Origin of the sequence: Streptomyces sp. CS113 (genome assembly GCF_002188365.1) — a bacterium.
Classification (GTDB): domain Bacteria; phylum Actinomycetota; class Actinomycetes; order Streptomycetales; family Streptomycetaceae; genus Streptomyces; species Streptomyces tendae.
Genome location: NZ_KZ195574.1, coordinates 5527980 through 5553521, shown reverse-complemented (window position 1 = coordinate 5553521; position 25542 = coordinate 5527980). Strand labels below are relative to the sequence as shown.

21 protein-coding genes are annotated in these 25542 nt (G+C 73.1%); 6 read left to right on the top strand and 15 right to left on the bottom strand.

Annotated elements, in window-relative coordinates; genetic code table 11:
• Window positions 1-160 precede the first annotated feature (160 nt).
• Entirely contained in the window at window positions 161-775 is a 615-nt protein-coding gene (locus tag B9W62_RS24835; protein WP_087809225.1) for a hypothetical protein, read from the top strand.
• Between the two features lie 41 nt (window positions 776-816).
• Here B9W62_RS24835 and B9W62_RS24830 read toward each other — a convergent pair whose 3' ends face one another.
• From B9W62_RS24830 to B9W62_RS24815, 4 genes are all read right to left on the bottom strand, one after another.
• On the bottom strand, window positions 817-2241 hold the full coding sequence (locus tag B9W62_RS24830) for a S28 family serine protease (protein ID WP_087809224.1): 1425 nt from the start codon (window positions 2239-2241) through the stop codon (window positions 817-819).
• Between the two features lie 64 nt (window positions 2242-2305).
• Window positions 2306-2698, bottom strand: coding sequence for a hypothetical protein (locus tag B9W62_RS24825; RefSeq protein ID WP_087809223.1), 393 nt, complete (start codon window positions 2696-2698; stop codon window positions 2306-2308).
• 83 nt (window positions 2699-2781) lie between these two features.
• Window positions 2782-6513 carry an ABC transporter ATP-binding protein gene (locus B9W62_RS24820; RefSeq protein ID WP_087809222.1) on the bottom strand — a complete coding sequence of 1244 codons (3732 nt, stop codon included), beginning with the start codon at window positions 6511-6513 and terminating at the stop codon, window positions 2782-2784.
• A 123-nt stretch (window positions 6514-6636) separates the two neighbouring features.
• Window positions 6637-7674 carry an esterase-like activity of phytase family protein gene (locus B9W62_RS24815; protein WP_087809221.1) on the bottom strand — a complete coding sequence of 346 codons (1038 nt, stop codon included), beginning with the start codon at window positions 7672-7674 and terminating at the stop codon, window positions 6637-6639.
• A gap of 189 nt (window positions 7675-7863) precedes the next feature.
• On the opposite strand from B9W62_RS24815, the gene B9W62_RS24810 reads away from it, so the two are divergent.
• The 3 genes from B9W62_RS24810 (at window position 7864) to B9W62_RS24800 (ending at window position 10613) form a co-directional block, all read left to right on the top strand.
• Window positions 7864-8670: an SDR family oxidoreductase gene (locus tag B9W62_RS24810; RefSeq protein WP_087809220.1), complete on the top strand. Its 807-nt coding sequence runs from the start codon at window positions 7864-7866 to the stop codon at window positions 8668-8670.
• Between the two features lie 26 nt (window positions 8671-8696).
• Window positions 8697-9584 carry a helix-turn-helix transcriptional regulator gene (locus B9W62_RS24805; protein WP_087809219.1) on the top strand — a complete coding sequence of 296 codons (888 nt, stop codon included), beginning with the start codon at window positions 8697-8699 and terminating at the stop codon, window positions 9582-9584.
• A 186-nt stretch (window positions 9585-9770) separates the two neighbouring features.
• On the top strand, window positions 9771-10613 hold the full coding sequence (locus tag B9W62_RS24800; protein ID WP_087809218.1) for an endonuclease I family protein: 843 nt from the start codon (window positions 9771-9773) through the stop codon (window positions 10611-10613).
• A 4-nt stretch (window positions 10614-10617) separates the two neighbouring features.
• Here B9W62_RS24800 and B9W62_RS24795 read toward each other — a convergent pair whose 3' ends face one another.
• The 7 genes from B9W62_RS24795 to B9W62_RS24765 all read right to left on the bottom strand — a co-directional run bounded on the left by B9W62_RS24795 (window position 10618) and on the right by B9W62_RS24765 (window position 19125).
• Window positions 10618-11244: a class F sortase gene (locus B9W62_RS24795; protein WP_087809217.1), complete on the bottom strand. Its 627-nt coding sequence runs from the start codon at window positions 11242-11244 to the stop codon at window positions 10618-10620.
• 62 nt (window positions 11245-11306) lie between these two features.
• Window positions 11307-12098: a hypothetical protein gene (locus B9W62_RS24790; RefSeq protein ID WP_087809216.1), complete on the bottom strand. Its 792-nt coding sequence runs from the start codon at window positions 12096-12098 to the stop codon at window positions 11307-11309.
• Between the two features lie 153 nt (window positions 12099-12251).
• A complete protein-coding gene (locus B9W62_RS24785) occupies window positions 12252-14474 on the bottom strand; it encodes a tetratricopeptide repeat protein (protein ID WP_087809215.1) in 2223 nt (740 codons plus the stop codon).
• Window positions 14471-14890 (bottom strand): hypothetical protein, encoded by a 420-nt coding sequence (locus tag B9W62_RS24780; protein WP_087809214.1) that lies wholly within the window; start codon window positions 14888-14890, stop codon window positions 14471-14473. Before B9W62_RS24780 ends, B9W62_RS24785 begins: the two co-directional genes overlap by 4 nt.
• A gap of 59 nt (window positions 14891-14949) precedes the next feature.
• The gene (locus B9W62_RS24775) at window positions 14950-16635 is read right to left on the bottom strand and encodes a thiamine pyrophosphate-binding protein (protein WP_087809213.1); all 1686 of its coding nucleotides are present in this window, start codon (window positions 16633-16635) and stop codon (window positions 14950-14952) included.
• Complete coding sequence (gene speB, locus B9W62_RS24770; RefSeq protein WP_087809212.1) at window positions 16632-17603, bottom strand: agmatinase; 972 nt, start codon at window positions 17601-17603, stop codon at window positions 16632-16634. The genes B9W62_RS24775 and speB overlap by 4 nt, the downstream gene beginning before the upstream one ends.
• Window positions 17604-17655: 52 nt before the next feature.
• Window positions 17656-19125: a sodium:solute symporter family protein gene (locus B9W62_RS24765; RefSeq protein ID WP_087809211.1), complete on the bottom strand. Its 1470-nt coding sequence runs from the start codon at window positions 19123-19125 to the stop codon at window positions 17656-17658.
• Window positions 19126-19321: 196 nt separating this feature from the next.
• On the opposite strand from B9W62_RS24765, the gene B9W62_RS24760 reads away from it, so the two are divergent.
• Window positions 19322-20842, top strand: coding sequence for a PucR family transcriptional regulator (locus B9W62_RS24760; protein ID WP_256976568.1), 1521 nt, complete (start codon window positions 19322-19324; stop codon window positions 20840-20842).
• A 61-nt stretch (window positions 20843-20903) separates the two neighbouring features.
• On the top strand, window positions 20904-21692 hold the full coding sequence (locus B9W62_RS24755) for a phosphatase (RefSeq protein WP_087809209.1): 789 nt from the start codon (window positions 20904-20906) through the stop codon (window positions 21690-21692).
• Window positions 21693-21721: 29 nt separating this feature from the next.
• Here B9W62_RS24755 and B9W62_RS24750 read toward each other — a convergent pair whose 3' ends face one another.
• The 4 genes from B9W62_RS24750 to B9W62_RS24735 form a co-directional block, all read right to left on the bottom strand.
• Window positions 21722-22705 (bottom strand): cation diffusion facilitator family transporter, encoded by a 984-nt coding sequence (locus tag B9W62_RS24750; protein ID WP_087809208.1) that lies wholly within the window; start codon window positions 22703-22705, stop codon window positions 21722-21724.
• Between the two features lie 5 nt (window positions 22706-22710).
• Complete coding sequence (locus tag B9W62_RS24745) at window positions 22711-23583, bottom strand: acyl-CoA thioesterase (RefSeq protein ID WP_087809207.1); 873 nt, start codon at window positions 23581-23583, stop codon at window positions 22711-22713.
• Window positions 23584-23593: 10 nt separating this feature from the next.
• The gene (locus B9W62_RS24740; protein ID WP_007449784.1) at window positions 23594-24751 is read right to left on the bottom strand and encodes an acyl-CoA dehydrogenase family protein; all 1158 of its coding nucleotides are present in this window, start codon (window positions 24749-24751) and stop codon (window positions 23594-23596) included.
• A 130-nt stretch (window positions 24752-24881) separates the two neighbouring features.
• A complete protein-coding gene (locus B9W62_RS24735; RefSeq protein WP_087809206.1) occupies window positions 24882-25508 on the bottom strand; it encodes an SACE_7040 family transcriptional regulator in 627 nt (208 codons plus the stop codon).
• Between the last annotated feature and the right edge of the window lie 34 nt (window positions 25509-25542).

The following is a 25542-nucleotide window of genomic DNA, read 5'->3' as shown; positions in this document are numbered from 1 at the left end:
TCCGTCTTAGCCGGGGCGCGGTCCCGCCGCGGCCGGGCGTAGCGCGGCCTACGACGCGCGCCGGGGGCGCTCCCGGCGACCGGGCCCGAAGCCTCCCGCGCGTCTGGCGTGCGCCCGCTCCGGCGGGCCACGCTGGACCGGGGAATCCGGGGGGACGGCGATGCGTGAGCGAGGAGCCGCGGGGGTGGTGCACGCCCTGCTGTGCGCCGTACTGCTGACGGGCTGCCAGGTCCCGTCGGGGCAGGGGGAGGTGGCGGACTCGTCGGCGGCCCGGGCGCTGCCGTCCGGGTACGGCGAGGTGTTCCTGGCGGTCGACGAGTGCAGTTCGTTCGGCACGGTCGCCCCCACCGAGGTGCCCTGCGACAGCGAGCGGGCCGCGGCCCGGGTGGTGGCCCGGGAGGACGGCCGCGCGCGCAACGGTCCGCCGTGCCCCGCCACCACCGACTTCGTCCTGCACATCAGTGAACGGCGGCCGGCCGCCGACGAGGACGGCGACGGGGCCGTGCCCCGGGGGTACGCCTGCATGCGCAAGCTGCGGCCGCCGCACCCCGGCGATCCGGGCGGCGGGGGCGGCCCGCGCACGATCGTCGGCGACTGCGTCCGCGAGATCGGCGCCGGCAGGGTCCGCGAGGCCGTCTGCGACGGCGGGGCCGGGCAGGCACCCCGGTTCAAGGTGGTCGAGGCGGTCGCCGACCGGGCGGACTGCCCCGCCTCGACCGGTCTGTACGTCCGGCTCGGCGGCGAACGCCCGGTGGGCTGTGCCCGGCCGCTGTGAGCGGCCGGGCACAGCCCGCCTTCGCGGAGTCGGTCCCGCCCTTACGGGCGCAGTGCCGACTCGCGCTCGACGTCCCGCTCGTCCAGCTTGGCGTCGAAGGCCGCCAGCGGCCTGGCCGCCGACGGGTCCTCCTGGACCTTGGCGGGGGCGACGTCCGCCCAGTCCAGGATGCGGGCCGTGGCCAGGGCCTTCTGGTCGGGCACCAGACCGGCCACGTTCGCACCGTGGTTCATGCCGGGCGCGGTCATGACGTAGGAGTCACGGGCGCCGTGGCCGAGGCGGAAGGGCTCGGCTCCCCACGGGTCGTTCTCGCCGTACACGAACAGCATGTGCCGGGCGTTGTGCTTCACCCAGTTGTCGACGTCCCGCATCGCCCACGGCTCGAACTTCATCGGGATCGAGCGGGGCACGAAGTTGCGCGGCGGCTGGTAGCCGTAGCGGATGTACTTCTTCTCGACGTGCGGGAAGTGGATGGTCGGCGCGCCCAGCTGGGTGCCCGCCTGGTAGTAGTACGGCGTGTAGGTCTCCAGGCCCTGGTCGGTGTAGGCGGAGAAGCCGGAGATCGTGTCGACGGAGTCCCAGATCGCCTCGTCGGTGGCGTTCTTCGCGTCGGCCGGGATGTCCGCGCAGTCGGCGAGGGTGCTGTACTGCCAGAAGCCCCACACGTAGTCGAGGACGACGGCCTCGTAGGCGCGGTCGAGGCTGCCGATGGTGTCGAAGGTGTAGCCGTTGTCGGCCGCGTACGCCGCGTACTTCTTCTCCAGCGGCGCCCGGCGCACCAGCGCCTCGCGCTGCACGCCGTTGAGCTTGTCGCGGCACTCCTCGGTGCCGACCCGGGCGAAGAAGCGGTCGTAGGCCGAGTCCTCCTTGTTCACCACGTCGTTGGGGGCGACGTAGGCGACGACGCCGTCCATGTCACGCGGGTAGAAGCGCTCGTAGTAGGTGGCGGTCATGCCGCCCTTGGAGCCGCCGGTGGAGATCCAGTTCTCCGAGTAGACCGGCTTCAGGGCCTTGAAGATGCGGTGCTGGTCGCTGGCGGCCTGCCAGATGTCCAGCTTGGACCAGTCGGCCGGGGCGGGCCGGGACGGCGTGAAGTAGCGGTACTCCATGGAGACCTGGTTGCCGTCCACGATCTGGGTCGGCTCGCGCCGGCTCGGGTTCGTGGAGACGTTGTAGCCGCCGGTGTAGAAGACCGTCGGCCGGTTCACGTCCTTGTGCAGCACGGTGATCCGCTGCTGGAACGTGCCCTTGGACGGGTGCCGGTGGTCCACCGGCTGGGTGTAGTTGAGGACGAAGAAGCGGTAGCCGGTGTACGGCTTCTCCTCGATCAGGCTCATGCCCGGTATGGACAGCAGCCGGTCCTTGATGTCGACGGCCTTCGGCTCGGCGGCGGTGGCCGCCCCCGCCGTGCTGACGGTGCCTATGAGCACCACGAACGCCAGCAGCCATCTGAGCGCCTTGCGCATGCACCCTCCCTGTGAAACCGATGTCCGCCGGAAGCTATCGGAGCAACTCCCGCGAGCACCAGGGTCAGCAGAGGATCCAGCCGGAGCTGACCGAGGACGCGGACACCTTGCCGGTCACCCACACGCAGCGCTTTCCGGCGTGCACGGTCACCGGTCCGGCCCGGTAGGCGAAGCGGCCCGAGTCCACCACCGCGCGGCCGCCGCGGGCCCGCACGCTCACGGACATCTGCCGCTTGGTGCCCGGCTTCTTGGGGACGGTGACGGCGCAGACGTAGCCGCCGCGTCTGTGGACCAGGACGGAGCCGGTGGCGAAGTGGAGGGTGCGCACCTTGCGGCCGGCGCACCCGGTGGCGGCCTGTGCCTCCTGCGGCGTCGCGACGGCGAGCAGCGCGGCGGCGCTCAGCACGGCCGTGCCGAGCGCCAGCCGACGGCGGGTTGCGGCACCGGCCCGGCCCACTGCGGTCCCCCTCCGTCGGGCGATCACTGACGACGTACGGATGTACGGACGCGTGACAGGTGTCGCACGGTTGCGCGAAAACCTCAGTGCAGTGCGCCGACCGGCTCCTCCGGTCCGGACGCGCCGACGAAGGTCCGCCACAGCCGTGCGTACCGCCCGTCGAGGGCGAGCAGTTCGTCGTGCGTGCCGTCCTCGGCGACCCGCCCGCCGTCCATGACGACGACCCGGTCCGCGCGGGCGGCCGTGGTGAGCCGGTGCGCGACCACGAGCGTCGTACGGCGTCCCGCGACGCGGTCGGTGGCCTGGTTGACCTGTGCCTCGGTGGCCAGGTCCAGGGCCGCCGTGGCCTCGTCGAGGAGCAGCACGTCGGGGTCGACGAGTTCGGCGCGGGCCAGCGCGATCAGCTGCCGCTGCCCGGCGGAGAGGTTGCGGCCCCGCTCGGCGACCTCGTGCAGGTAGCCGCCGGTGAGCGTGGCGATCATCTCGTGCGCGCCGACCGCCCGTGCCGCCGCCTCCACCTGGGCGTCGGTGGCGTCCGGACGGCCGTAGGCGATCGCGTCCCGGACGGTGCCGGGGAAGAGGTACGCCTCCTGCGGGACGACGCCGAGGCGGTGCCGGTAGGAGGTGAGGTCGAGGGCGCGCAGATCCTGCCCGTCGACGGTGACCCGGCCGCCGGTCGGGTCGTAGAACCGGGCCACCAGCTTCACCAGGGTCGACTTGCCGGCGCCGGTCTCGCCGACGAAGGCGACGGTCTGCCCGGCGGGGATGCGCAGGTCGATGCCGGTGAGGGCCGCTTCGTCGTCGCCGTACCGGAAGTGCACGTCCTCGAAGGCGATCTCGCCGCGCAGCGCGGTGACCTCGGACGGCTTCTCGGCGGCCCGCGTCGAGGTGGGCTCGCGCAGCAGCTCCTGGATGCGGCCCAGCGAGACGGAGGCCTGCTGGTAGCCGTCGAAGACCTGGGAGAGCTGCTGGACCGGTGCGAAGAACAGGTCGATGTAGAGCAGGTACGCCACCAGCGCGCCGGTGGTGAGGGTCGCGTCGTCGATCCGCGCGCCGCCCACGACCAGCACGGCCGCGGCTGCGGCCGACGACAGCAGCTGCACGAACGGGAAGTAGATGGAGATCAGCCACTGTCCGCGGATGCGGGCCTGCCGGTAGCTGTCGCTGCGCTCGGCGAACCGCCGTCCGCCGTCGTGCTCGCGCCGGAAGGCCTGCACGATCCTGAGGCCCGCGACCGACTCCTGGAGGTCGGCGTTGACCGTGGACACCCGCTCGCGGGCCAGTTCGTAGGCCTTCACGCTGGCCTTGCGGAAGAAGTACGTGGCGATGATCAGCGGCGGCAGGGTCGCGAAGACGATCAGGGCGAGTTCGACGTCGATCACCAGCAGGGCGACCATGATGCCGAAGAAGGTGACGACCGAGACGAAGGCGGTGACGAGTCCGGTCTGGAGGAACGTCGACAGCGCGTCCACGTCCGTCGTCATCCGGGTCATGATCCGGCCGGTCAGCTCGCGCTCGTAGTAGTCGAGGCCGAGGCGCTGGAGCTGGGCGAAGATCTTCAGGCGGAGCGAGTACAGGATTCGCTCGCCGGTCCGCCCGGTCATGCGGATCTCGCCGGTCTGGGCCGCCCACTGGGCGAGGACGGCGACCAGGCCGAGCAGCGAGGACGCCCACACCGCGCCGAGGGCGACCTGGGTGACGCCGTCGTCGATGCCGTTGCGGATCAGCACCGGCAGCAGCAGGCCCATGCCCGCGTCCACGGCCACCAGGGCGAGGCTGATCAGCAGCGGGGTGCGGAAGCCGTGCAGCAGGCGCCGCAGGCCGTACGACGACTCGGGGCGCACCGCCTGTGCCTCGTCGATGTCCGGGGTGCCGTTCGCCGGGGGCAGCGCGTCGACCTGGGCGAGCAGTTCCGGGGTGGCCGGGGTGCCGGCGAGGGCGGTGTCCTTGGGCGCGCGGTCGCCGGTCCACAGCCGGGGCGTGACTCCGCGCTCGGCGTCGAACTCGGCGTCCAGCTCGTCCCGTACGGAGGTGTCCTCGGTCTGCTCGGCGGGGCGGGTGTGGCCGGGCGAGACGCCGCCCAGCTCGTCGGGGTCGGTGAGCAGCCGCCGGTAGAGGGCGGAGCGCTCCTGGAGCTCCTCGTGGGTGCCGAGGTCGGCGAGGCGGCCGTGGTCGAGGACGGCGATGCGGTCGGCGAGACCCAGGGTGGAGCGGCGGTGGGCGATCAGGAGCGTGGTGCGGCCCCGCATGACCTGCTTGAGCGCCTCGTGGATCTCGTGCTCCACGCGGGCGTCCACGGCGGATGTGGCGTCGTCCAGGACCAGCAGCCGGGGGTCGGTGAGGATCGCCCGGGCGAGCGCGACGCGCTGGCGCTGGCCGCCGGAGAGGGTCAGCCCGTGCTCGCCGACGGTCGTGCCGTAGCCGTCGGGCAGCTCGGTGATGAACCCGTGCGCCTGCGCGGCCCGCGCGGCGGCCTCGACCTCCTCGTCGGTGGCGTCCGGACGGCCGTAGGCGATGTTGGCGCGGACGGTGTCGGAGAAGAGGAAGGAGTCCTCGGGCACCAGGCCGACGGCGGCCCGCAGCGAGTCGAGGGTCAGTTCGCGCACGTCGTGGCCGCCGACCAGGACGGCGCCGCGCGTGACGTCGTAGAAGCGCGGCAGGAGCAGCGAGACGGTGGACTTGCCGGAGCCGGAGGAGCCGACGACGGCGAGGGTCTCCCCGGCGCGGATCTCGAAGGAGAGCCCGTCCAGGACCGGCCGCGGCTCCCCGTCGCCCGTGTCGTAGCCGAAAGCCACGTCGTCGAACTCGACGGTCGCGGGCGCGTCGGCCGGGAGGGTCTTGGTGCCGTCCTCGATGGCCGGCTCGGTGTCGATCAGCTCCAGGACGCGCTCGGTGCCGGCGCGGGCCTGCTGGCCGACGGTGAGCACCATGGCGAGCATGCGGACCGGGCCGACCAGCTGGGCGAGGTAGGTGGAGAAAGCGACGAAGGTGCCGAGGGTGATGTGCCCGCGGACGGCCAGCCAGCCGCCGAGGGCGAGCATGGCGACCTGGCCGAGCGCGGGGACGGCCTGGAGGGCCGGGGTGTAGGTGGCGTTCAGCCTGATCGTGCGCAGCCGCCCCGCGAAGAGCCTGCGCCCGACCTCGCGGAGCTTCCCGGTCTCCTGCTCCTCCTGCCCGAAGCCCTTCACCACGCGGACGCCGCTCACCGAGCCGTCGACCACCCCGGCGACCGCGGCCGCCTGCGCCTGCGCGTACCAGGTGGCGGGGTGCAGCCGGGTGCGGCTGCGGCGGGCGATGAACCACAGGGCGGGCGCGACGGCCAGCGCGACCAGGGTGAGCGGCAGGGACAGCCACGCCATGATCACCAGGGAGATCAGGAAGAGCAGGACGTTCCCGATGGTCATCGGGAGCATGAAGAGCAGGCCCTGGATCAGCTGGAGGTCGCTGGTCGCCCGCCCGACCACCTGCCCCGTGGACAGCTCGTCCTGCCGCCGGCCGTCGAGCCGGGTGATCGTCCCGTACATGTCGGTGCGCAGGTGGTGCTGGACGTCGAGGGCGAGCCGCCCGCCGTAGTAGCGGCGGATGTAGGTCAGGACGTAGACGACGAGCGCGGCGCCGATCAGCAGGCCGGCCCAGACGGCCATGTCCCGGGTCTTGTCGCCGATCACGTCGTCGATGATCACCTTGGTGATCAACGGGACGAAGGCCATGACGGCCATGCCGCCCAGCGAGGCACCGAGAGCCAGGACGACGTCCTTGGGGTTGCGCCAGGCATACCCCGCCAGTCGTCGTACCCATCCCCGTTGCGCGTCCACGCCGTGCCCTCCGGTCGGTCGTCCTGCTCACCTGATCTGCCGGAAGGCACCAACGCCTGCGAGCGGGGATTTCATCCCGGCGCAACAATCGAGGACGGGTGCGAGGGCTCCTCGGGGCCGGGGTCAGGCGCGGACGCGGAGCCTGAGGAAGCGGGTGGTCTGTACGGCGTTCTGGTTGTCGTCGCTCACGACCAGCACCTCGAGGCGGCCCCCGGAGCGGCCGGTGACGGCCATCCCCTCGAAGTTGTCGAGGAGCGGGTTGGGCTGCGGCTGCTTGGCGGTGGCGCCGAGGGTGGGGCAGTCGGCGAGGTCGGCGAGGAGCCGCTTGTGCAGTGCGCCACCGCCGCGGCCGGGCCGGTCGGCCAGCTGGAGGCGGACGGTGTTGCCGACGCCGGCCGTGAAGCCGCGCTCCAGGACGAGGAGGCGCCCGTCGGGGGTCGCCGTGACCTCGGAGACGCCGAGGCCGGGGTCGGTCCGGTAGGTGTACTGGGCACCGAGCCGGAAGCCGCCGTGCCGCGTCCGCTGCCAGGTCTGGAAACGGACCAGGTCGGCGGGGTCGCCGTCGAGCGGGTACTCCATCGAGGCGAGCAGGGTCCGGCCGCCGGGCAGCAGCGTCAGCCCCTCGAAGCTCCCGTTGGCCCGGCCGCGGCCCTCGGGGGCGGTGCGCAGGTCGTCCGGCACGGGCAGGCGGCCGAGCAGCTCGCCGGCCGGGGAGTAGCGGCGGACGGAGGGCTCCGTCTCGGAGGAGACGAGGTAGGTGCCGGCGGGGGTCCCCCCGCTCGGGCGAGGCCGGGAGCGGGGGAGGTCGGCGACCAGCCCCTCGGCGTCCAGCGCGGCGCCGTTCTCGTCGGCGAGCGTGACCGCACCGCGCGGCTGAAGGGTCCGCGCGTCCAGCCGGAACAGCTGCGACCGGTCGGAGAGGGCGGCCAGGGAGCCGCGCCGGTCGGGGGCGAGCGCGGAGAGGTTGCCGACGTAGGTGCCGTCGTACGTCGTCTTGTCGAGGGCGTCGGTGAAGCCGGTGAGGGAGACGGCGGGCGAGCAGGCGTTCGCCGGGGGCCGCTCCCGCGCGGCGGCGGCCGGTCCCGCGGCGGTCAGGCAGCCCGCCGCGGCGAGGCTCGCGGTGAGGGTGGCGAGGGCGGTACGTAGGGTTCTCGGGCGCATGCCGGTCACCCTAGGGCGGGGGGATGGACGGAAGTTGGCCGCTTTTCGAAAGCTCGGCCACGGCCACCGGGGAAGGGGGGTCTCCCAGTACCCGGATCACCAGGATCTCCCCGATGCCCGAAACCCTTGCCAGCCTGGTCGAGTCGCAAGCGCCGACAACACTCCACGGACACGCGAGGTACGGAGCCCATGGCGGACCACCGATTCACCACTCACGCAGCACTTTTCGACCTGAGCGGGAAGTACGCCCTCGTCACGGGCGGCACCAAGGGCATCGGCATGATGATCGCGCGCGGCCTTCTCCAGGCGGGCGCCCGCGTCGTCATCAGCTCACGCGACGCGGACACGTGCGCGGAGGCACAGCGACTGCTGTCCGCGTTCGGCGACGTCCGAGCCGTCCCCGCCGACCTGTCCCGGCACGACGAGTGCCGGCGCCTCGCCGGCCTCGTCATGGCGGACTCGGAACGGCTGGACATCCTGGTCAACAACGCGGGAGCGATGTGGCGCGAGCCGCTGGAGACGTTCCCGGACGAGGCCTGGGACACGGTGCTCGACCTCAACCTCAAGTCGCCGTTCTGGCTGGTGCAGGCGCTGCTCCCGGCACTGCGCGCGGCCGGCACCGCCGACGACCCCGCGCGGATCATCAACATCGGCAGCATCGCCGCCATCCACGTCGCCCAGTCGCCCAACTACTCGTACGCCAGTAGCAAAGCGGCACTCCACCAGCTCACCCGAGTGCTCGCCAGGGAACTGGGCCCACAGCACGTCTCGGTGAACGCGGTGGCACCGGGAGTGTTCCCGTCGCGGATGATGGCGGCCACGCTCGACGCCGTCGGCGACACGCTCGCGGCGGCGACCCCGCTGCGCCGGCTCGGCCGCGACGACGACATGGCGGGTGTCGCCGTGTTTCTCGCCGGCCGGGCCGGGTCCTACCTCAACGGCACCGTCATCCCGGTGGACGGCGGCATCGCGACGACCGCATCGGGTACCCCCTGACTCCGGGACGGGCTTACGGTGAGGGGATGACCACGAGGGATCCGCGCACCGAGATCCGGGAGTTCCTCAGCTCGCGGCGCGCCCGCATCACACCCGAGAGGGCCGGCCTGCCCGCCTACGGCGGTAACCGCCGGGTCAAAGGTCTGCGCCGCGAGGAGGTGGCGCTGCTGGCGGGGGTGTCGGTCGACTACTACGTACGCATGGAGCGCGGCGGCCTCGCCGGTGCCTCCGACGGCGTGCTCGAGGCGCTGGCCTCGGCGTTGCGACTCGACGAGGCCGAGCGCGACCACCTGTTCCACCTCGCCCGCCGGTCCGCGGCGCCCAGCGGCCCCCGCCGGTCCGGGCCCGCCGTGGCGGTGCGCTCGACGCTGCGGCAGGTGCTCGACGCGATCTCCGACGCGCCGGCCTGGATCGGCAACGGCCGGTACGACGTGCTCGCCGCGAATCACCTCGCTCACGCGCTGTACGCACCGGTGCTGGCCGACCCGCGACGGCCCGCGAACACGGCGCGGTTCGTCTATCTGAATCCCGAGGCGGCCAGGGAGTTCTTCGTCGACTACGACGAAATCACCGGTGACGTGGCCGCGAAGCTGCGCATGGAGGCCGGCCGCCGTCCGCACGACGACGAGCTGAGCGCCCTGATCGGCGAACTGTCCTCGCGCAGTGAGCTGTTCCGGCAGCGGTGGGCCGCTCAGGACGTGCGGCTGCGCCGGTCCGGCCGCAAGCGGGTGCGCCATCCGGTGGTGGGCCGGTTCGACCTGGACGTCGAGTCGCTGGAACTGCCCGCCGAACCCGGCCTGCACCTCAACGTGTACACCGCGCCCGCGGGCACACCGACCGCCGACAACGTGGCACTCCTGGCCTCGTGGGCGGCCACCCGGCAGCTCGCCCCGTGGGCGGCCACTGACGAGTGACCCCGGCGGCACCCACGGCTGCCCCCCGGGCCGAACACAGCGCGTGCCCGTCGACCCCGGACCCGCGGTGACCCTCGGTGCGGGCACCGTCACGCAATCGACACGTTCCGTACACACCACCTCCAACATGTCCATGTCACGCTCGGTCTACCGCTCCATTCCACACGCGTAGATCGGACACCCCACATGCTCGCGATACGCACCCGGCGCCGGAAGGCGGTCGCCCTCGCCGCGGCCGCCGTCCTCGCCGGACTCACCGCACCCTCCCTGACGGCGAGTCCGGCCACGGCGACCACGACGACCACCGCGGCGACGACGACCGCGGCGACGACGACCACGGACTACGACGACACGTACTACAAGGACGCGATCGGCAAGACGGGCGCGAGCCTCAAGTCGTCCCTCCACACCATCATCAGCGACCAGACGAAGCTCTCCTACTCGGCGGTCTGGGACGCGCTGAAGGCGACCGACGAGGACCCGGACAACAGCGGCAACGTGATCCTGCTCTACTCGGGCGTCTCCCGCGGCAAGTCGCTCAACGGCGGCGACAGCGGCGACTGGAACCGCGAACACGTGTGGGCCAAGTCCCACGGCGACTTCGGCACCTCGACCGGACCCGGCACGGACATCCACCACCTGCGCCCCTCGGACGTCGGGGTCAACAGCGTCCGCGGCAACAAGGACTTCGACAACGGCGGCAGCGCCGTCAGCGAGGGCGGCGGCAGCCTCACCGACGCCGACTCCTTCGAGCCCCGCGACGCGGTCAAGGGCGACGTGGCCCGCATGATCTTCTACATGGCGGTCCGCTACGAGGGCGGCGACGGCTTCGCCGACCTGGAGGTCAACGGCCAGGTCGACAACGGCAGCAACCCGTACATCGGCAAGCTCTCCGTGCTGAAGGCGTGGAACGACGAGGACCCGCCGGACGCCTTCGAGGAGCACCGCAACCAGGTCATCTACGACGACTACCAGCACAACCGCAACCCGTTCGTCGACCACCCGGAGTGGGTGGAGTCGATCTGGTAGGCGGTCAGCCCACGAGAGCGGCGTAGACGATGACGTTGTCCGGGCGGTGGCCGTCGGTGATCTCGCCGCCGCAGGTGATCAGGCGCAGTTCGGGGCGGTCGGTCCTGCCGTAGACCTTCTCGGTGGGGAAGGCGTCCTTGTCGACCTGTTCCAGCGCGGTGACGGCGAAGACCGCCCGGGTGCCGTCCGCGCGGGCGACGTCGATCGTGTCGCCGGGCTTGATCTTCCCCACGTCCCTCATGACCGCCGGGCCGTTCACGGTGTCGAAGTGGCCGACGAGGACGGCCGGTCCGGTCTCGCCGGGGGTGACGCCCTTCTCGTACCAGCCGATGCGGTCGGCCTGGGCGACGGAGGGGACCTCGATGGTGCCGTCGCCGTTCAGGCCGAGCCGGAGCAGGGGGCCGGTGTCGACTCCGGCGGCGGGGACGGTGACCCGCACGGGCACGGAGGCGGGCATCGCGGCCGCTGCGGCCGTACCGCTCGGCGCGGGGGTGACGGGGGCGGTGGCGGACGGGGTGATGTGCGGGGCCGGGGTGGCCGCGTGCCCGTCACCTCCGCAGCCGGCGAGGGCCGCGGCGAAGAGCGGGACGAGCAGAGCCGCGGCCGCACGACGTCCGGCGGTCAGGCGCATGGTCGGGTCTCCTGGAAGGCCCTGGTCCGGCGGACCGGACCAGGGCGCGGGTGGGGCTCGCTTCAGCGCGTGGCGGCCGACCGGCGGCGGCGCAGTGCGACGAAGGCCAGACCGGCGGCACCGGCGGCCGCGGCGGCTCCGCCGATCGCCACGAGCGGCGAGTCGCCGCCGTCCGACGCCTCGTAGCCCGCCGCGACACCGCCCTTGGGAACGACGGAGGTCTGGACGGCGCCCCCCTGACCCGACGTGCCGGACTGGCCCGACTCGTCGGTCGGGTAGGTGAAGCTGCATCCCTCCGGCAGGCCGGGGAACGCCGTGACCGACGCCGGGTGGCCGCCGCCCTCCATGTTCGTCCGCAGCTGCGGGTGGCTGCTGCTGGGCTGGAGAATCTCCGCCAGGAAGCCCGCGCTCGCGGGCAGCTTCGGATGCGCGCGGTCCAGGAACAGGCCCGGCAGGTACCCGTCCTCGCCCGCGCCCTGGAAGCGGACGGACGGCCCCGACGGGCCGATGGACAGGACCGCGGCGGTGCCGGCGCCTATGTTCTGGGTCTTCGTCGCCACGCAGCGGACCGGCGTCACCGGCCCCTGACCGTCCGAGCCGCCGTCGGTGACGGAGGGCGTCGGAGTCGGCGAGGTCACCGGCGTCACCGGCCCCTGACCGGGCGAACCGGCGTCGGTGACCGAAGGCGTCGGAGCCGGTGAGGTCACCGGCGTCACGGGGCCCTGGCCGGGCGATTCGGCGTCGGCCACCGAGGGCGCAGGAGCCGGAGTGGGAGAGGAGTCGGCGACGGCGGTCACCGCCGAGGCGAGGACGGCGCCGGTCACGGCGACGGTGCCGACGGCCGCGCGCAGCACGCGTCGGCGGTGGGAGGACTGGCGCGAAGCAACAAAAGAGGGCACAACGGTCTTCTGCAAGGAAGGACAGCCTTTCCGGTCGAAGTAACCCCTTGACGCTATAAATCGCCTATCGGTGGAACCGGGTCCTCCGCGTCACAGCACTGTCACAGCTCACGCGCCGGGCCCGGGCGGCGCCGCGCTGACCTCGGTGTACCAGGTGCGGGCCGCGACGGTCTCGGGGTGGTCCTCGCCCAGGACCGCGGCCCGTCCCTCGGCCACCTCACGCGCGCTCTCGGCGGCCTGTTCCCGGTTGCCCTGCGCGTACTGGGCGCGGCTGAGCTGGATGAGCACCCCGTAGACCAGGGGATGGTCGTCCCCGTACCCCGCCCGTTGTCCGGCCAGCACCCGGCGGAAGAGCTGCTCGGCCTCGGCGCCCCGGCCGGAGCGCAGGAGCCCTCGCGCCAGCGCGTCGCGCGCCCACACGGTCACCAGGTGCTCGGGGCCGAGACGGCGTTCGCACTCCCCCGTCAGTTCCTCGGCCGCCGTCGTGTAACCGCCGAACTCGTCCTGCGCGAGGCGGAGTTCCAGCAGCTCGCAGCGGGTCTTGAGGGTGGCGACATGGTCCTCGCCGAGCGCCTGGCGGCGGCCGTCCAGGACGCTGTCCAGCAGCGTACGCGCTTGCCCCAGGTCGCCCAGGCGGTGCAGCACCCGTTGCAGTTCGTAGGCCGCGTCCAGGGTGCGCTCGTCGTGGGGGCCGAGCGTGCGCAGCGCCTCCTGGTGGACCGGCCGCAGCAGGTCGGCGGCTTCGGCGTACCGGCCCAGTCGGAACAGGACGGTGCCCTGGCCCGCTCGCGCCTCGATGGTGGCCGGGTGCTCGCCCCCCAGATGCTCGGCAGCTGCCTTCGCGGCGGTGGAGGCCAGGGCCAGCGCGGCGGTCCAGTCCCCCGCCTCGTACACCAACCGGGCGAGACGGACCGCCAGCCGTACGGATTCCGCCGTCACCAAGTCGTGGCGGTGACAGCGGTGCAGCAGACCGGTCGCGTGCGGTGCCAGGAGCCGCACCTGGGAACGGGCCCGCCCGGACACGGCGCCTTCCTGCGGCAGCGCCGCCCGCAGCAGCCGGCCCGCCGCTGCCGCCAGGAGTTCGCGCTCCGCGTCGGGCACGTCCCCGGCGACACTGTCCAGCAGGACACCGTGGGCCTTCACACAGCGGTGCCCGTCCGTCTCCACCAGCTCGATCAGCGAGTGGCCGAGGAGCGCGCGCAGGGCCGGTTCGACCCGGGGCGCGGCCAGCGGCGGATGGAGGTGTTCGAGGCCGACCCCGTCCTGTGCCGCCGGCATGAGCAGGGACAGCGGCACGGGGTCCGCCGCCCAGAAGGACAGCAGCCGCAACAAGGCCGTCGCCTCTGGCAGGCCATCCTCCGCCAGGCTGTCCAGCGACAACTGCCACGTGCGGCCCACGAGGTGACGGGACTGTCCGCCGCCGGTCACGGACGCCCCCTGGTCGACCAGGGACGTCGACTCCTCGGTCAGTTTCCGGTCGTACTCGTCCATGGACCACGACTCCAGGAGCTGATGGGCCAGATGTCCGCCGGCCAGGGTCAGCGCCAGGGGCAGGCAACCCAGGCGGCGGGCGACCTTCCGCGCGGACTCCCGGGTGCCCGCGTCCGGAGCCAAGTCACACAGGACCAGGGCCGCGTCCTCCAGAGGGAGCACGCCGAGCCGGTGACTGCTCGCCCCCGGGGCGTGCCACAGCGCAGAGGTCGCGTGACGGGTGGTGACCAGCACCGTGCCCGCGGGGCTCGGGCGCAGCCAGGCGCCCTCCTCCAGGACGGCGGGGTCGTCGGCGTTGTCGAGGACCAGCAGCCAGGGTTGTGCCGAGTGGTCCAGGTAGTGCCAGACCAGGTCGGCCGCGGCGCGCCGGCCGCCGGCCGCGGCGGCCAGTTCGGCGGCGGTGGCACCGCGGTCACCGGCCACGGCGAGCAGGCCGGCGCGCAGGGACACGCGTTCCGAGGCGTTGACCCACAGGCCGACGCGGCCGTGGTCCCGTATGGCCTCGTGGAACAGGGCCTGGGCGACGGCCGTCTTGCCGCAGCCGCCCATTCCGTGCAGGACCTGGATGTCGCCGCCGGGCCCGGCCACGGCGGCCCGCAGCCGCTCCATGAGGTCGCTGCGGTCCCGCAGGACCCGGGGCGCGCGACCGACCAGGGGCATGCGGACGGAGTCGGGTGCGGTCCCCCGGGGTTCGGCCGGGCCCGTCCACGGATGTCCGAACAGCGGGGCCGATCCCGGGGCGTGGTGGTGGACGTGTTCCTCGATGTACTGGTCGCCACCGCTCTGGTAGATCCGGGCGCTGCCCGAGGCACGGCCCTCCATCGGGCTCGGCACGCTCATCGTTCGGTGATGTGCTGGTCGCGGCCCGCCTGGTAGATGCGGGCGCTGCCCGACGCGCGGGCCCGCAGGTGGACGTGGTGCGCGTCCGGTTCCTCCGGCATCGAGGGCGCCAAATCGTCCAGGAGGGCGCGCAGTTCGTCGGCGACGTCGGGGCGGGCGAGGAGCAGGCGCCGTACGCGTCCCTGCCATTCGGCGGTCAGCCCGGCCTCGGCCTCGTCGTCGCCCGCCTGCCGTGCGAGGAGCAGCTCCTCGCGGCCCGCTTCCAGCTCCTCGCCGACGCCCTCGGCTCGGGCGGGCTGGAAACGGCGCCACAGGGCGACCATCCCGTCCCTCGCCGATTCCCAGGCGTTCGTGACCATCAGCGTGACGACGGTCGTGCCCGCCGTCCCCGCCAGCGCGGCGATCTCCGGATCCACGGTCCCCCCTACGGTCGGCTCCCGATCTTAGGCCCCCCGGCCGTCGGCGGCACGGTGTTTCATCCCGTGTGCGTCGGCGCGAACATCCGCAGCACGGCCGGGAGGACGACCACCGACGGCCCCGGTGCGGCCAGGGCCTTCGCGAGGTCGGCCGCCAGGGTCTGCGGGGACGTCCGTACGCCCGGCACGCCGAAGGACTCGGCCAGGGCCACGTAGTCGGGGCGGGTCAGCTCCGTCGCCGTCGGCGCGCCGAAGGCGTCGGTCATGTACTCGCGCAGGATGCCGTAGCCGCCGTCGTCGACGATCAGCCAGGTGACGTTCAGGTCGTACTGGCGGGCGGTGGCCAGTTCCGCGATGGAGTACAGGGCGCCGCCGTCGCCGGAGACCGCGAGGACCGGGTGGGTGGGGTCGGCGGCCGCGGCCCCCAGGGCGGCCGGGAAGCCGTAGCCGAGGCCGCCGGCGCCCTGGGCGGAGTGCATGGTGTTCGGGGCCTTGGCGTCGAAGGCCGACCACGCCCAGTAGGCCAGGATCGTCATGTCCCAGAAGGACGGGGCGCCGGACGGGAGGGCCTCGCGGACGGCGGCCAGGACGTCCTGCTCCAGGGTGAGTTCCTGGGCGGCGATGCGGTCGCGGACCCGGTCCAGTACGGCGCGGACCCGCTCCGGGGCGCCCGGGTCGGTGCGCTCCCCCACCGTCTCCAGCAGCGCCTGGAGGGCGAGCCGGGCGTCCGCGTGGATGCCGAGGGCCGGGTGGTTCGACTCCAGTTTGCCGAGGTCGGCCTCGATCTGGATCACCCGGCCGCGGGGCTTGAACGTGTGGTAGTTCGAGGAGAGTTCGCCGAGGCCCGAGCCGACGACGAGGAGGACGTCCGCGTCCTCCAGGAAGTCCGTGGTGTGGCGGTCCTCCAGCCAGGACTGGAGGGAGAGGGGGTGCGTCCAGGGGAAGGCGCCCTTGCCGCCGAAGGTGGTGACGACGGGGGCCCGGAGGCGTTCCGCGAGTTGGCGGAGCTTCTTGGAGGCGTCCGCCCGGACCACTCCCCCGCCCGCGATGATCGCGGGGCGCTCCGCGCGCGTCAGCAGGTCGGCGGCGACCGCGGTCAGTTCGGGGCGCGGGGGCAGTTCCTCGGGGAAGGTGTCGCCGCCGGTCACGACCGGGATCGGCGTCTCGGCCAGCAGGACGTCCTGCGGGATCTCCACCCACACGGGGCCGTGCGGGACGGTCAGGACCGACGTCCACGCCTCGGCGATCGCGGACGGGATCTGGGACTGGGTGCGGACCGTGTGGACGGACTTCACCACGCCGCGGAAGGACGCGGCCTGGTCGGGGAGTTCGTGCAGGTAGCCGTGGCGTCCGCCGCCCAGGCCGGCCGTCGGGACCTGGCTGCCGATCGCCAGTACGGGGGCGGAGGCCGCCCGTGCCTCCTGGAGCGCGGCGAGGGAGGTGAGGGCTCCCGGACCGGTGGACAGCAGCAGCGGGGCGGCCTCGCCGGTGACGCGGCCGTACGCGTCGGCGGCGAAACCGGCGTTGTTCTCCACCCGCAGGCCGATGTAGCGCAGGTCGGAGCGGCGCAGGGCGTCGAACATGCCGAGGGCGTGCTGGCCGGGCAGGCCGAAGACGGTGGTCGCGCCGAGCCCGGCCAGGGTCTCCACGACCAGGTCCCCGCCGTTGCGGCCGGGAGGAGGATTCAGTGCGGCCTCCGTCTGGGCGGCGGTCGGACGGAGCACCAAGTCGTGGTCGTGGGTCACTTCGCTGCCTTCTCCTGAGCGATCCGGCGGGACATGATCGTGGTCAGTTCGTACGCGGTGTGGGACGCGGCGACGGACGTGATCTCCGCGTGGTCGTAGGCCGGGGCGACCTCGACGACGTCGGCCGACACCAGGTTGCAGGACGCCAGGCCGCGCAGGATCTCCAGCAGCTCGCGGGAGGTCATGCCGCCGGCCTCGGGGGTGCCGGTGCCGGGCGCGTGGGCGGGGTCCAGGCAGTCGATGTCGATGGAGATGTACAGCGGGCGGTCCCCGATGCGCTGCCTGAGCTGGTCGGCGACCTCGTCGGCGCCGCGGCGGTAGACGTCCGCCGACGTGACGATGCCGAAGCCCATCTTCTCGTCGTCGGTGAGGTCCTTCTTGCCGTACAGCGGGCCGCGGGTGCCGACGTGGGAGAGGGCGGAGGTGTCGAGGATGCCCTCCTCGACGGCGCGGCGGAAGGGGGTGCCGTGCGTGTACTCGGCGCCGAAGTAGGTGTCCCAGGTGTCCAGGTGGGCGTCGAAGTGGAGCAGGGCGACCGGGCCGTGCTTCCTGGCGACGGAGCGCAGCAGCGGCAGGGCGATGGTGTGGTCGCCACCCAGGGTCATCAGGCGGGCGCCGGTGCCGAGGAGGTCGTCGGCGGCGGCCTCGATCGTCTCGACGGCCTCGTTGATGTTGAAGGGGTTGACGGCTATGTCACCGCCGTCCGCGACCTGGGCCAGCGCGAAGGGGGAGGCGTCCTGGGCCGGGTTGTAGGGGCGCAGCAGGCGGGAGGCCTCGCGGATGGCGTTGCCGCCGAAGCGGGCGCCGGGGCGGTAGGAGACGCCCGAGTCGAACGGCACGCCCACGACGGCGACATCGGCGGCCGCGACCTCGTCGAGGCGGGGCAGCCGGGCGAAGGTGGCGGGGCCCGCGTACCGCGGGACGCGGGAGGAGTCGACGGGGCCGCGGGGCGTCTCGTTGCTGCTCATGTACTGCCTTCCTTCTTACGCTTCGTCGCGTATGTACTACTGCTGTCCGACTCTACTGGTGAGCCGGGACCGCCGGTTCGGGGTGGGGTTCGCCGGCCCGGCCGGCGAGGCGTTCGCGCCAGGCGGCGAGGGTCGCCTCGTCGGTGGGGCGGGTCGCCAGGGAGACGGCGACGTAGACGGCGAGGGAGGCCAGGAGGCCGTAGTAGACGGGCTCGTTGGCGAGGATGCCGTAGCCCGCCATCAGGCCGACGACGGCGAGTCCGCCGACGGCGACGGCGGCGAGGGCGCCCTGCGCGGTGCCGCGCTTCCACAGGAGTCCGCCGAGGATGGGGACGAGGAGGCCGCCGACGAGGAGGTTGTAAGCGACGGTGAGGGCCTCGACGACGTCGTTCAGGGCGATGGAGATGAGGATCACCGCGACGCCCATGGCGAGGATGAAGACGCGGTTGCCCTTCACCTCGTCGTGCCCCTCCGCGCGCTCCCCTCCCCGGACCGCGCCGCGCAGCCGGGACCAGATGTCGTTGTTGGCGACGGTGGCGCAGGCGATGAGGGCGCCGGAGGAGGTGGACATCACGGCGGCCAGGGCGGCGGCCAGTACCAGGCCGCGCACGCCGATCGGCAGCTCGTCCTTGACGATGGTGGCGAAGGCGTCGTCGGGACTGGCGAGCTTGGGGTAGAGCACCTTGGCGGCCGTACCGATCACGGCGCCGGCCACCGCGTAGACGAGGCAGTAGGTGCCGGCGACGGTGCCGCCCCACTTGGCGGTGCGGTCGCTGCCCGCGGTGAAGACGCGCTGCCAGATGTCCTGACCGATGAGCATGCCGAAGGTGTAGATCAGCACGTAGGTGAAGATGGTCTCGCCGCCGATGCCCAGCGGGTCGAAGTACTCGGTGGGCAGCTGGGCCTTCATCGCGCCGAAGCCGCCGGCCTTGACGACCGCGATGGGCAGCAGCAGGAGCAGCACGCCGATGGTCTTCACCACGAACTGCACCATGTCGGTGAGGGTGATGGACCACATGCCGCCGAGCGTGGAGTAGGCGACGACGATGGAGCCGCCGAGGACGATCGCCAGGGTGCGGTTCACGTCGAAGAGGACGTCGAAGATCGTGGCGTAGGCGATGGTGGAGGTGACGGCCAGCATCAGGGTGTACGCCCACATGACGACGCCGGAGATGACGCCGGCCCGGCCGCCGTAGCGCAGGTCGAGCATCTCGGAGACGGTGTAGACCTTCAGGCGGGCGATGCGCGCGGAGAAGAAGACGGACAGCGCGAGGATGCCGAGGCCGATGGTGACGACCATCCAGGCGCCGGAGAGGCCGTACTGGTAGCCGAGGCCGACGCCGCCGATGGTGGACGCGCCGCCGAGGACGATGGCCGCCATCGTGCCGGAGTACATGCCGGGGCCGAGGCGCCGTCCGGCGACGAGGAACTCGCTCTTGGACTTGGCGCGGCGCATGCCCCACCAGCCCATCGCCAGCATGCCGGCGAGGTAGACGACGATCACGGTGTAGTCGACGGCCATGAGGGGCCCTCCTTCGCGCACTCTCGGTGGCGTGTCGTGCGACGGGGTTGTCCGGTGGCGCTGCGCGGGGACATCCGCCCGTACCCGCGGCTGCCGGTGGGGATTCCGGTTCGGGTCGACACTAGGTGGCCGGAAAGCGACTGCGAAGTGTACGTTTCATCCAGTGGGGGGCACCTGAGTGGAGGAATCGTCCATCGTGCAGGATTCGGCCGTCCCCGCCGCGCCGCCCACTCCCCCGGTCTCCCTGGCCGCGCTGCTGTCCCGCGAGGACCTGGGGCTGCGCCAGATCGCCGGGCCCCCGGCGGCGGACGTGACGATCCACTGGGCGCACACCTCGGAGATGTCCGACCCCTACCCGTACCTGCTGGGCGGTGAACTGCTGCTGACGGCGGGCGTGCACATTCCGGAAGCGGCCGGGCCGGAGACCTTCGACTTCGACGGCTACGTCGCCCGGATCGTGGCGGCGGGCGGCGCGGCGCTCGGCTTCGGGGTGGCGCCGGTGCACGACACGGTGCCGCACGGGCTGGTCGCGGCCTGCGAGGCATACGGGCTGCCGCTGGTGGAGGTGGAGCCGCGCACGACGTTCTCGGGCGTGGCCCGGGCGGTGTGGCAGCTGATGGCGCAGGCCAGGCTGGCCGAGCTGCGCCGGATCACGGAGGCCCAGCAGGGCCTGGCCGCCGCGGCCTCGCGTCCCGACCCGGTGCCGTCGGTGCTGCGCCGGCTGGCCGCCCGGCTGGAGGGGCGGGCGGTGCTGTACGGCCCGGAGGGCGCCGAGATCGCGGCGGCGGGGCGGGACCCCGGGGACACGGTGCGGCGGGCGCTGGCGGAGCTGGCCCGGTTCGTCACCGGGCACGCCTCCAGCACCGCCACGGACACGGCCGCCGGGACCCGTCTCGCCGCGTACGCGCTCGGCACCGGGCGGGGCTTCGTCCTCGGGGTCGCCGCCCCGCACCGGGACTCCGGGGACCACGCCGTCGCGTCGATCGCCGCCGTGCTGCTCTCCCTGCTCACCGGCGAGCACCGGAGCGGCACGGGCGCGGCCCGCACCTCGGCCCTCGTACGGCTGCTGCTGGGCGCCCGGCGCGAGGAGGTCGCCCCGCTGCTCGGCGGCGGGGAGGGCGACGGCGACGTCACCCGCTGGCACGTGGTGCACGCCCGCCCGCACACCGGCGCCGCCGACGGGGTCTCCGCCTCGGCCCTGGGGGCGGCCCTGGGCTCGCCGCTGGTCGACGCGGCGGAGGACGTCGTACGGGTCCTGGTGCCGGCCGGCCCCCGGTCCGGGGCGGGGGCCGGCCCGGCGCACCCCGCCGCCCAGCCCGGCTGGACGATCGGCGTGAGCGCCCCCGTCGCCCCCGCCGAGTGGCCGGTCGCCGACGGGCAGGCGGCGCGGGCGCTGGCGCGGGCCGGGGCCACCCGGGCCCCGGTGGTCCGGCATGCCGAACGGCCGGCGTTCGCCGGCCTCGTGCCGGCCGGGGCGGCCGAGGCGCACGCGCGGGCGCTGCTCGCGCCGATCGACGCCGTGCCGGCGCTGACCGAGACGCTGCGCGCCTGGCTCTCCCTGCACGGCGGCTGGGACCGCACCGCCGTCGCCCTGTCCGTGCACCGCAACACCGTCCGGCAGCGCATCGCCCGCTGCGCCGCCCTGCTGGAGGCCGACCTCGACGACCCGGACGTGCGGATGGAACTGTGGTTCGCGCTGCGGCACCTGCCGGGGTGACCCGCGTCCCAGCGGGTGACATGCCGAAGACGCCCACGGGCGGCTGCCCCACAATGGAGCCATGCCGATACCCGGGACACCCAGCCGCGCCGAACTCGCCGAGCACCTCGTCAGGACGCGTATCGCGGGCGACGTCGCCACGCCCCGCGAGAACAACCTCTCCCACTACCGGAAACTGGCCAACGGCGACCGGGGCTTCTGGCTCGGTCTGGAGCTGGGCGACCGCTGGAGCGACGAGCAGGACGTGCTCGCGGTGATGGCGGAGCGGGTCGGTGTCAACGACGACCCCGAGCACCGGTACGGGCAGGACACCATCGATCCCGAGCTGACCGTTTCGGCGCTGGAGCGGATGGCGGGGCGGCTGCGCAAGGCGGCCGACGGCGGGCAGCGGGTGCTGTTCGCGACCGGTCACCCCGGCGGGCTGCTCGACGTGCACCGCGCCACGGCCGCCGCGCTGCGGGCCGCGGGCTGCGAGATCGTGGTGATCCCGGAGGGGCTGACCACGGAGGAGGGGTACGTCCAGCAGTTCGCGGACGTCTCGGTGCTCGAGCACGGCGCCTCGCTGTGGCACACGCACTCGGGCGAGCCGATGAAGGCGATCCTGACCGGTCTGGAGCGCGAGGGCCGTCCGCTGCCCGACCTGGTGGTCGCCGACCACGGCTGGGCCGGGTACGCCGCCCAGCACGGCGTGGACTCGGTCGGCTACGCGGACTGCAACGACCCGGCCCTCTTCCTCGCCGAGTCCGAGGGCACCCTCCAGGTGGCGGTGCCGCTGGACGACCACGTGGTCAGCCCGCGCTACTACGACCCGATGACGGCGTACCTGCTGTCGGAGGCCGGGCTGGAGTAGCCCGCCCGGCGGCTCGGCCGCCGCGGCTTTCACGGCCAGGGGTTCAGCCCCTCCGAGCGGCGTTGCGCGAAGCCCGGCGTCGGGTCCAGGTAGACCCGGCGCACGATCGGGAACTCCTCACGCAGCCGCTGCTCGGCCCGTTCGCAGGCCCACTCGATCTGGGCCGCCGTCGACACGTCCCGGAAGTCGACCTTGGCGGCGACCAGCGCCTCCCGCGGCCCCTGCACGAGGGTGGTCAGCTCCAGTACCGCCTCGATGTGCTCGACGGCCACCAGCTCCGCCCTGATCCGCTCCCGGACACCGCGCGAGAGCGGGCGGCCGACCAGGAACTCGGCGTTGGAGCGGCCCAGCACCCAGGCGACGTACAGCAGCAGGGCGCCGATGCACAGCGAGGCGACGCCGTCCCAGACGCCGGACCCGGTGAGCTGCCCGCCGAGCAGCCCGCCCGCGGCCAGCAGCAGGCCGGCCAGGGCGGCGGAGTCCTCCATGACGACGGCCTTCACGGCGGTGTCGGGGGTGCGGCGCAGGTAGCGGCCGAAGGACACCCGGTGGTGGGCGGCCTCGCCGCGGACCTGCCTGAGGCCGGTGCGCAGCGAGTAGCCCTCCAGGACGAAGGCGACGGCCAGGACGATGTACGACACCAGCGGGTCGCCGAGGTCCTCGCCGTGGGTGAGGGTGTGGACGCCGTCGTAGAGGGAGAAGACGGCGCCGCCGACGAAGGTGGCGACGGCGGCGAGCAGCGCCCAGATGTAGCGCTCGGGGCCGTGGCCGAGCGGGTGGTCCTCGTCGGCGGGGCGGACGCTGCGTTTGAGCGAGGTCAGCAGCAGTACCTCGGTGACGGTGTCGGCGACCGAGTGCGCGGCCTCGGACAGCATGGCGCTGGAGCCGCTGATCACGCCGGCCACCGCCTTGGCGACGGCGATGCCCAGATTGGCGAAGGCGGCGACGAGCACCGTGAAGGTGCTGTCGCCGCCGCCGTTCTTCGCGTCCGCTGTGTCCCCGGTGTCCGCCATGCCCCTCAGTGTTCCCGAGGGACGCGCACCACGCCTTCCTGGACGACCGATATGGCGAGCCGCCCGTCCTGGGTGTGGATGCGGGCCTGGCCCAGGCCCCGGCCGCCGGACGCGGACGGCGACTGCTGGTCGTACAGCAGCCATTCGTCGGCGCGGAAGGGCCGGTGGAACCACATGGCGTGGTCCAGCGAGGCTCCGACGACGTCGCCGACGGCCCAGCCGCCGCGGCCGTGCGCGAGCAGGACCGAGTCGAGCAGGGTCATGTCGGAGACGTAGGTGGCGAGGACGACGTGCAGCAGGGGGTCGTCCGCGAGTTTGCCGTTGGTGCGGAACCACACCTGGGAGTGCGGCTCGCGCGGGGTGCCGAAGTCGCCGAAGGGCGGGTCGTCCACGTAGCGCAGGTCGACGGCGGCGCGCGCCTCCAGGAAGCGCTCCACGGTCTCGGCGGGCAGGTGCGGGTAGCTCCGCAGCCGTTCCTCGCCGGTGGGGAGGGTCGCCGGGTCCGGGGCGGGCGGCATCGGGGCCTGGTGGTCCAGGCCCTCCTCGTACGTCTGGAAGGACGCCGACAGGGTGAAGATCGGCTTGCCGTGCTGGACGGCGACGACGCGGCGGGTGGTGAAGGAGCGGCCGTCGCGCAGCCGGTCGACGTTGTAGACGATGGGGGCGCCCGGGTCGCCGGGGCGCAGGAAGTACGCGTGCAGGGAGTGCGCGTGCCGGTCCGCCGGGACCGTGCGGCCCGCGGCGACCATGGCCTGGGCCGCCACCTGTCCGCCGAAGACCCGGGGGACGACGGCGGACCGGGAGCGGCCGCGGTAGATGTCCTCCTCGATCCGCTCGAGGTCGAGCAGGTCGAGGAGGGACTGGAGTGCTTCGCTCATGACCTGTGGTCTACAGGCCCATGTTCTTCGCGATGATCGACTTCATGATCTCGCTGGTGCCGCCGTAGATGCGGTTGACGCGGTTGTCCGCGTACAGGCGGGCGATCGGGTACTCGTTCATGTAGCCGTAGCCGCCGTGCAGCTGGAGGCAGCGGTCGATGACGCGGTGCGCGACCTCGGTGCAGAACAGCTTGGCGCTGGCGGCCTCGGCGGGGGTCAGCTCGCCCGCGTCCAGCGCCTCGGTGGCGCGGTCGACGACGGCCTCGGCGGCGTCCACCTCGGCCTGGCAGGCGGCCAGCTCGAACTTGGTGTTCTGGAAGTGGGCGACCGGCTTGCCGAAGACGGTGCGGTCCTGCACGTACTGCTTGGCGAACCGGACGGCGGCCTTGGCCTGGGCGTAGGCGCCGAAGGCGATGCCCCAGCGCTCGGAGGCCAGGTTGTGGCCGAGGTAGTAAAAGCCCTTGTTCTCCTCGCCGAGCAGGTCCTCGACGGGGACCTTGACGTCGACGAAGGCCAGCTCGGCGGTGTCGGAGGTGCGCAGGCCCAGCTTGTCGAGCTTGCGGCCCACCGAGTAGCCCTCGGACTTGGTGTCCACGGCGAACAGGGAGATGCCGTGGCGGCGGTCCTCGGCCGTGGGCGCGTCGGTGCGGGCGCAGACGATGACCTTGTCGGCGTGCACGCCGCCGGTGATGAAGGTCTTGGCGCCGTTGAGGACATAGTGGGTGCCGTCCTCGGAGAGCTTGGCGGTGGACTTCATGCCCGCGAGGTCGGAGCCGGTGCCGGGCTCCGTCATCGCGATGGCCCACATCTCCTCGCCGGTGACGAACTTCGGCAGGTAGCGCTTCTTCTGCTCGTCGGTGGCCAGCATGTTGATGTAGGGCAGGGCGAGCAGCACGTGGACGCCGGAGCCGCCGAACTGGACGCCGGCGCGGGCGGTCTCCTCGTACAGGACGGCCTCGAACTTGTGGCTGTCCATGCCGGCGCCGCCGAACTCCTCGGGCACGTTGATGCCGAAGATGCCCAACTCGCCGAGCTTGTAGTAGAACTCGCGCGGCGCCTGGCCCGCGGCGAACCAGTCGTCGTAGACGGGGACGACCTCGGCCTCGATGAAGGCGCGGAGGGTCTCCCGGAACGCCTCGTGGTCCTCGTTGAACACCGTACGGCGCACCGCGCCACCTCCAGGGGTACGAATATCTAAGCGCTTGCTCAGACTTCACGGTACCGGTGAGTAGGGAGGAGCGTCCAGACCGGGACCCGGGTAACCCTCGTCACTCCCCCGCACCCGGAGGGGGCGCCCGCTACGCCTCCCCCACCGCCGCGAACGCCCCCCGCGCCATCCGGTGCAGCAGCGACGCCGTCACCGCGCGGCCGGGCAGGGAGCCGGGGCGCCCCAGGTGGGGGGTGGAGTTCAGGAGGCCGAAGACCGAGTGGACGGCGGAACGGGCGGCGGGCTCGGCGAGGGCCGGGTAGACCTCCCGGAGCACCCCGACCCACAGCTCGACGTACTGCCGCTGCAACTGGCGCACCATCTTGCGGTCGGCGTCCCGCAGGCGGTCCAGCTCGCGGTCGTGCAGGGTGATGAGCGGGCGGTCGTCGAGCGCGAAGTCGATGTGCCCCTCGATGAGCGAGTCGAGGACCGCCCCGGGCCCCTCCGCGCCGGCCCCCGCCCCGGAGCCGGCCGCCCCGTCCGCCTCCGCCAGCCGGCGCTTGGCGCCGGTCAGCAGCGAGTCGCTGATCCCGACCAGCAGCTCGGCGAGCATCGCGTCCTTGCCGGGGAAGTGCCGGTACAGGCCGGGGCCGCTGATGCCGACCGCGGCGCCTATCTCGTCGACGCCCACCCCGTGGAAACCGCGCTCGGCGAAGAGCCGGGCGGCCTCCTTGAGGATCTGCTCGCGGCGGGTGGGGGCGTCGGTTCTGGTGGCCATGGGACCAATTCTAGACAGGGCGGTTAGCGGTCGT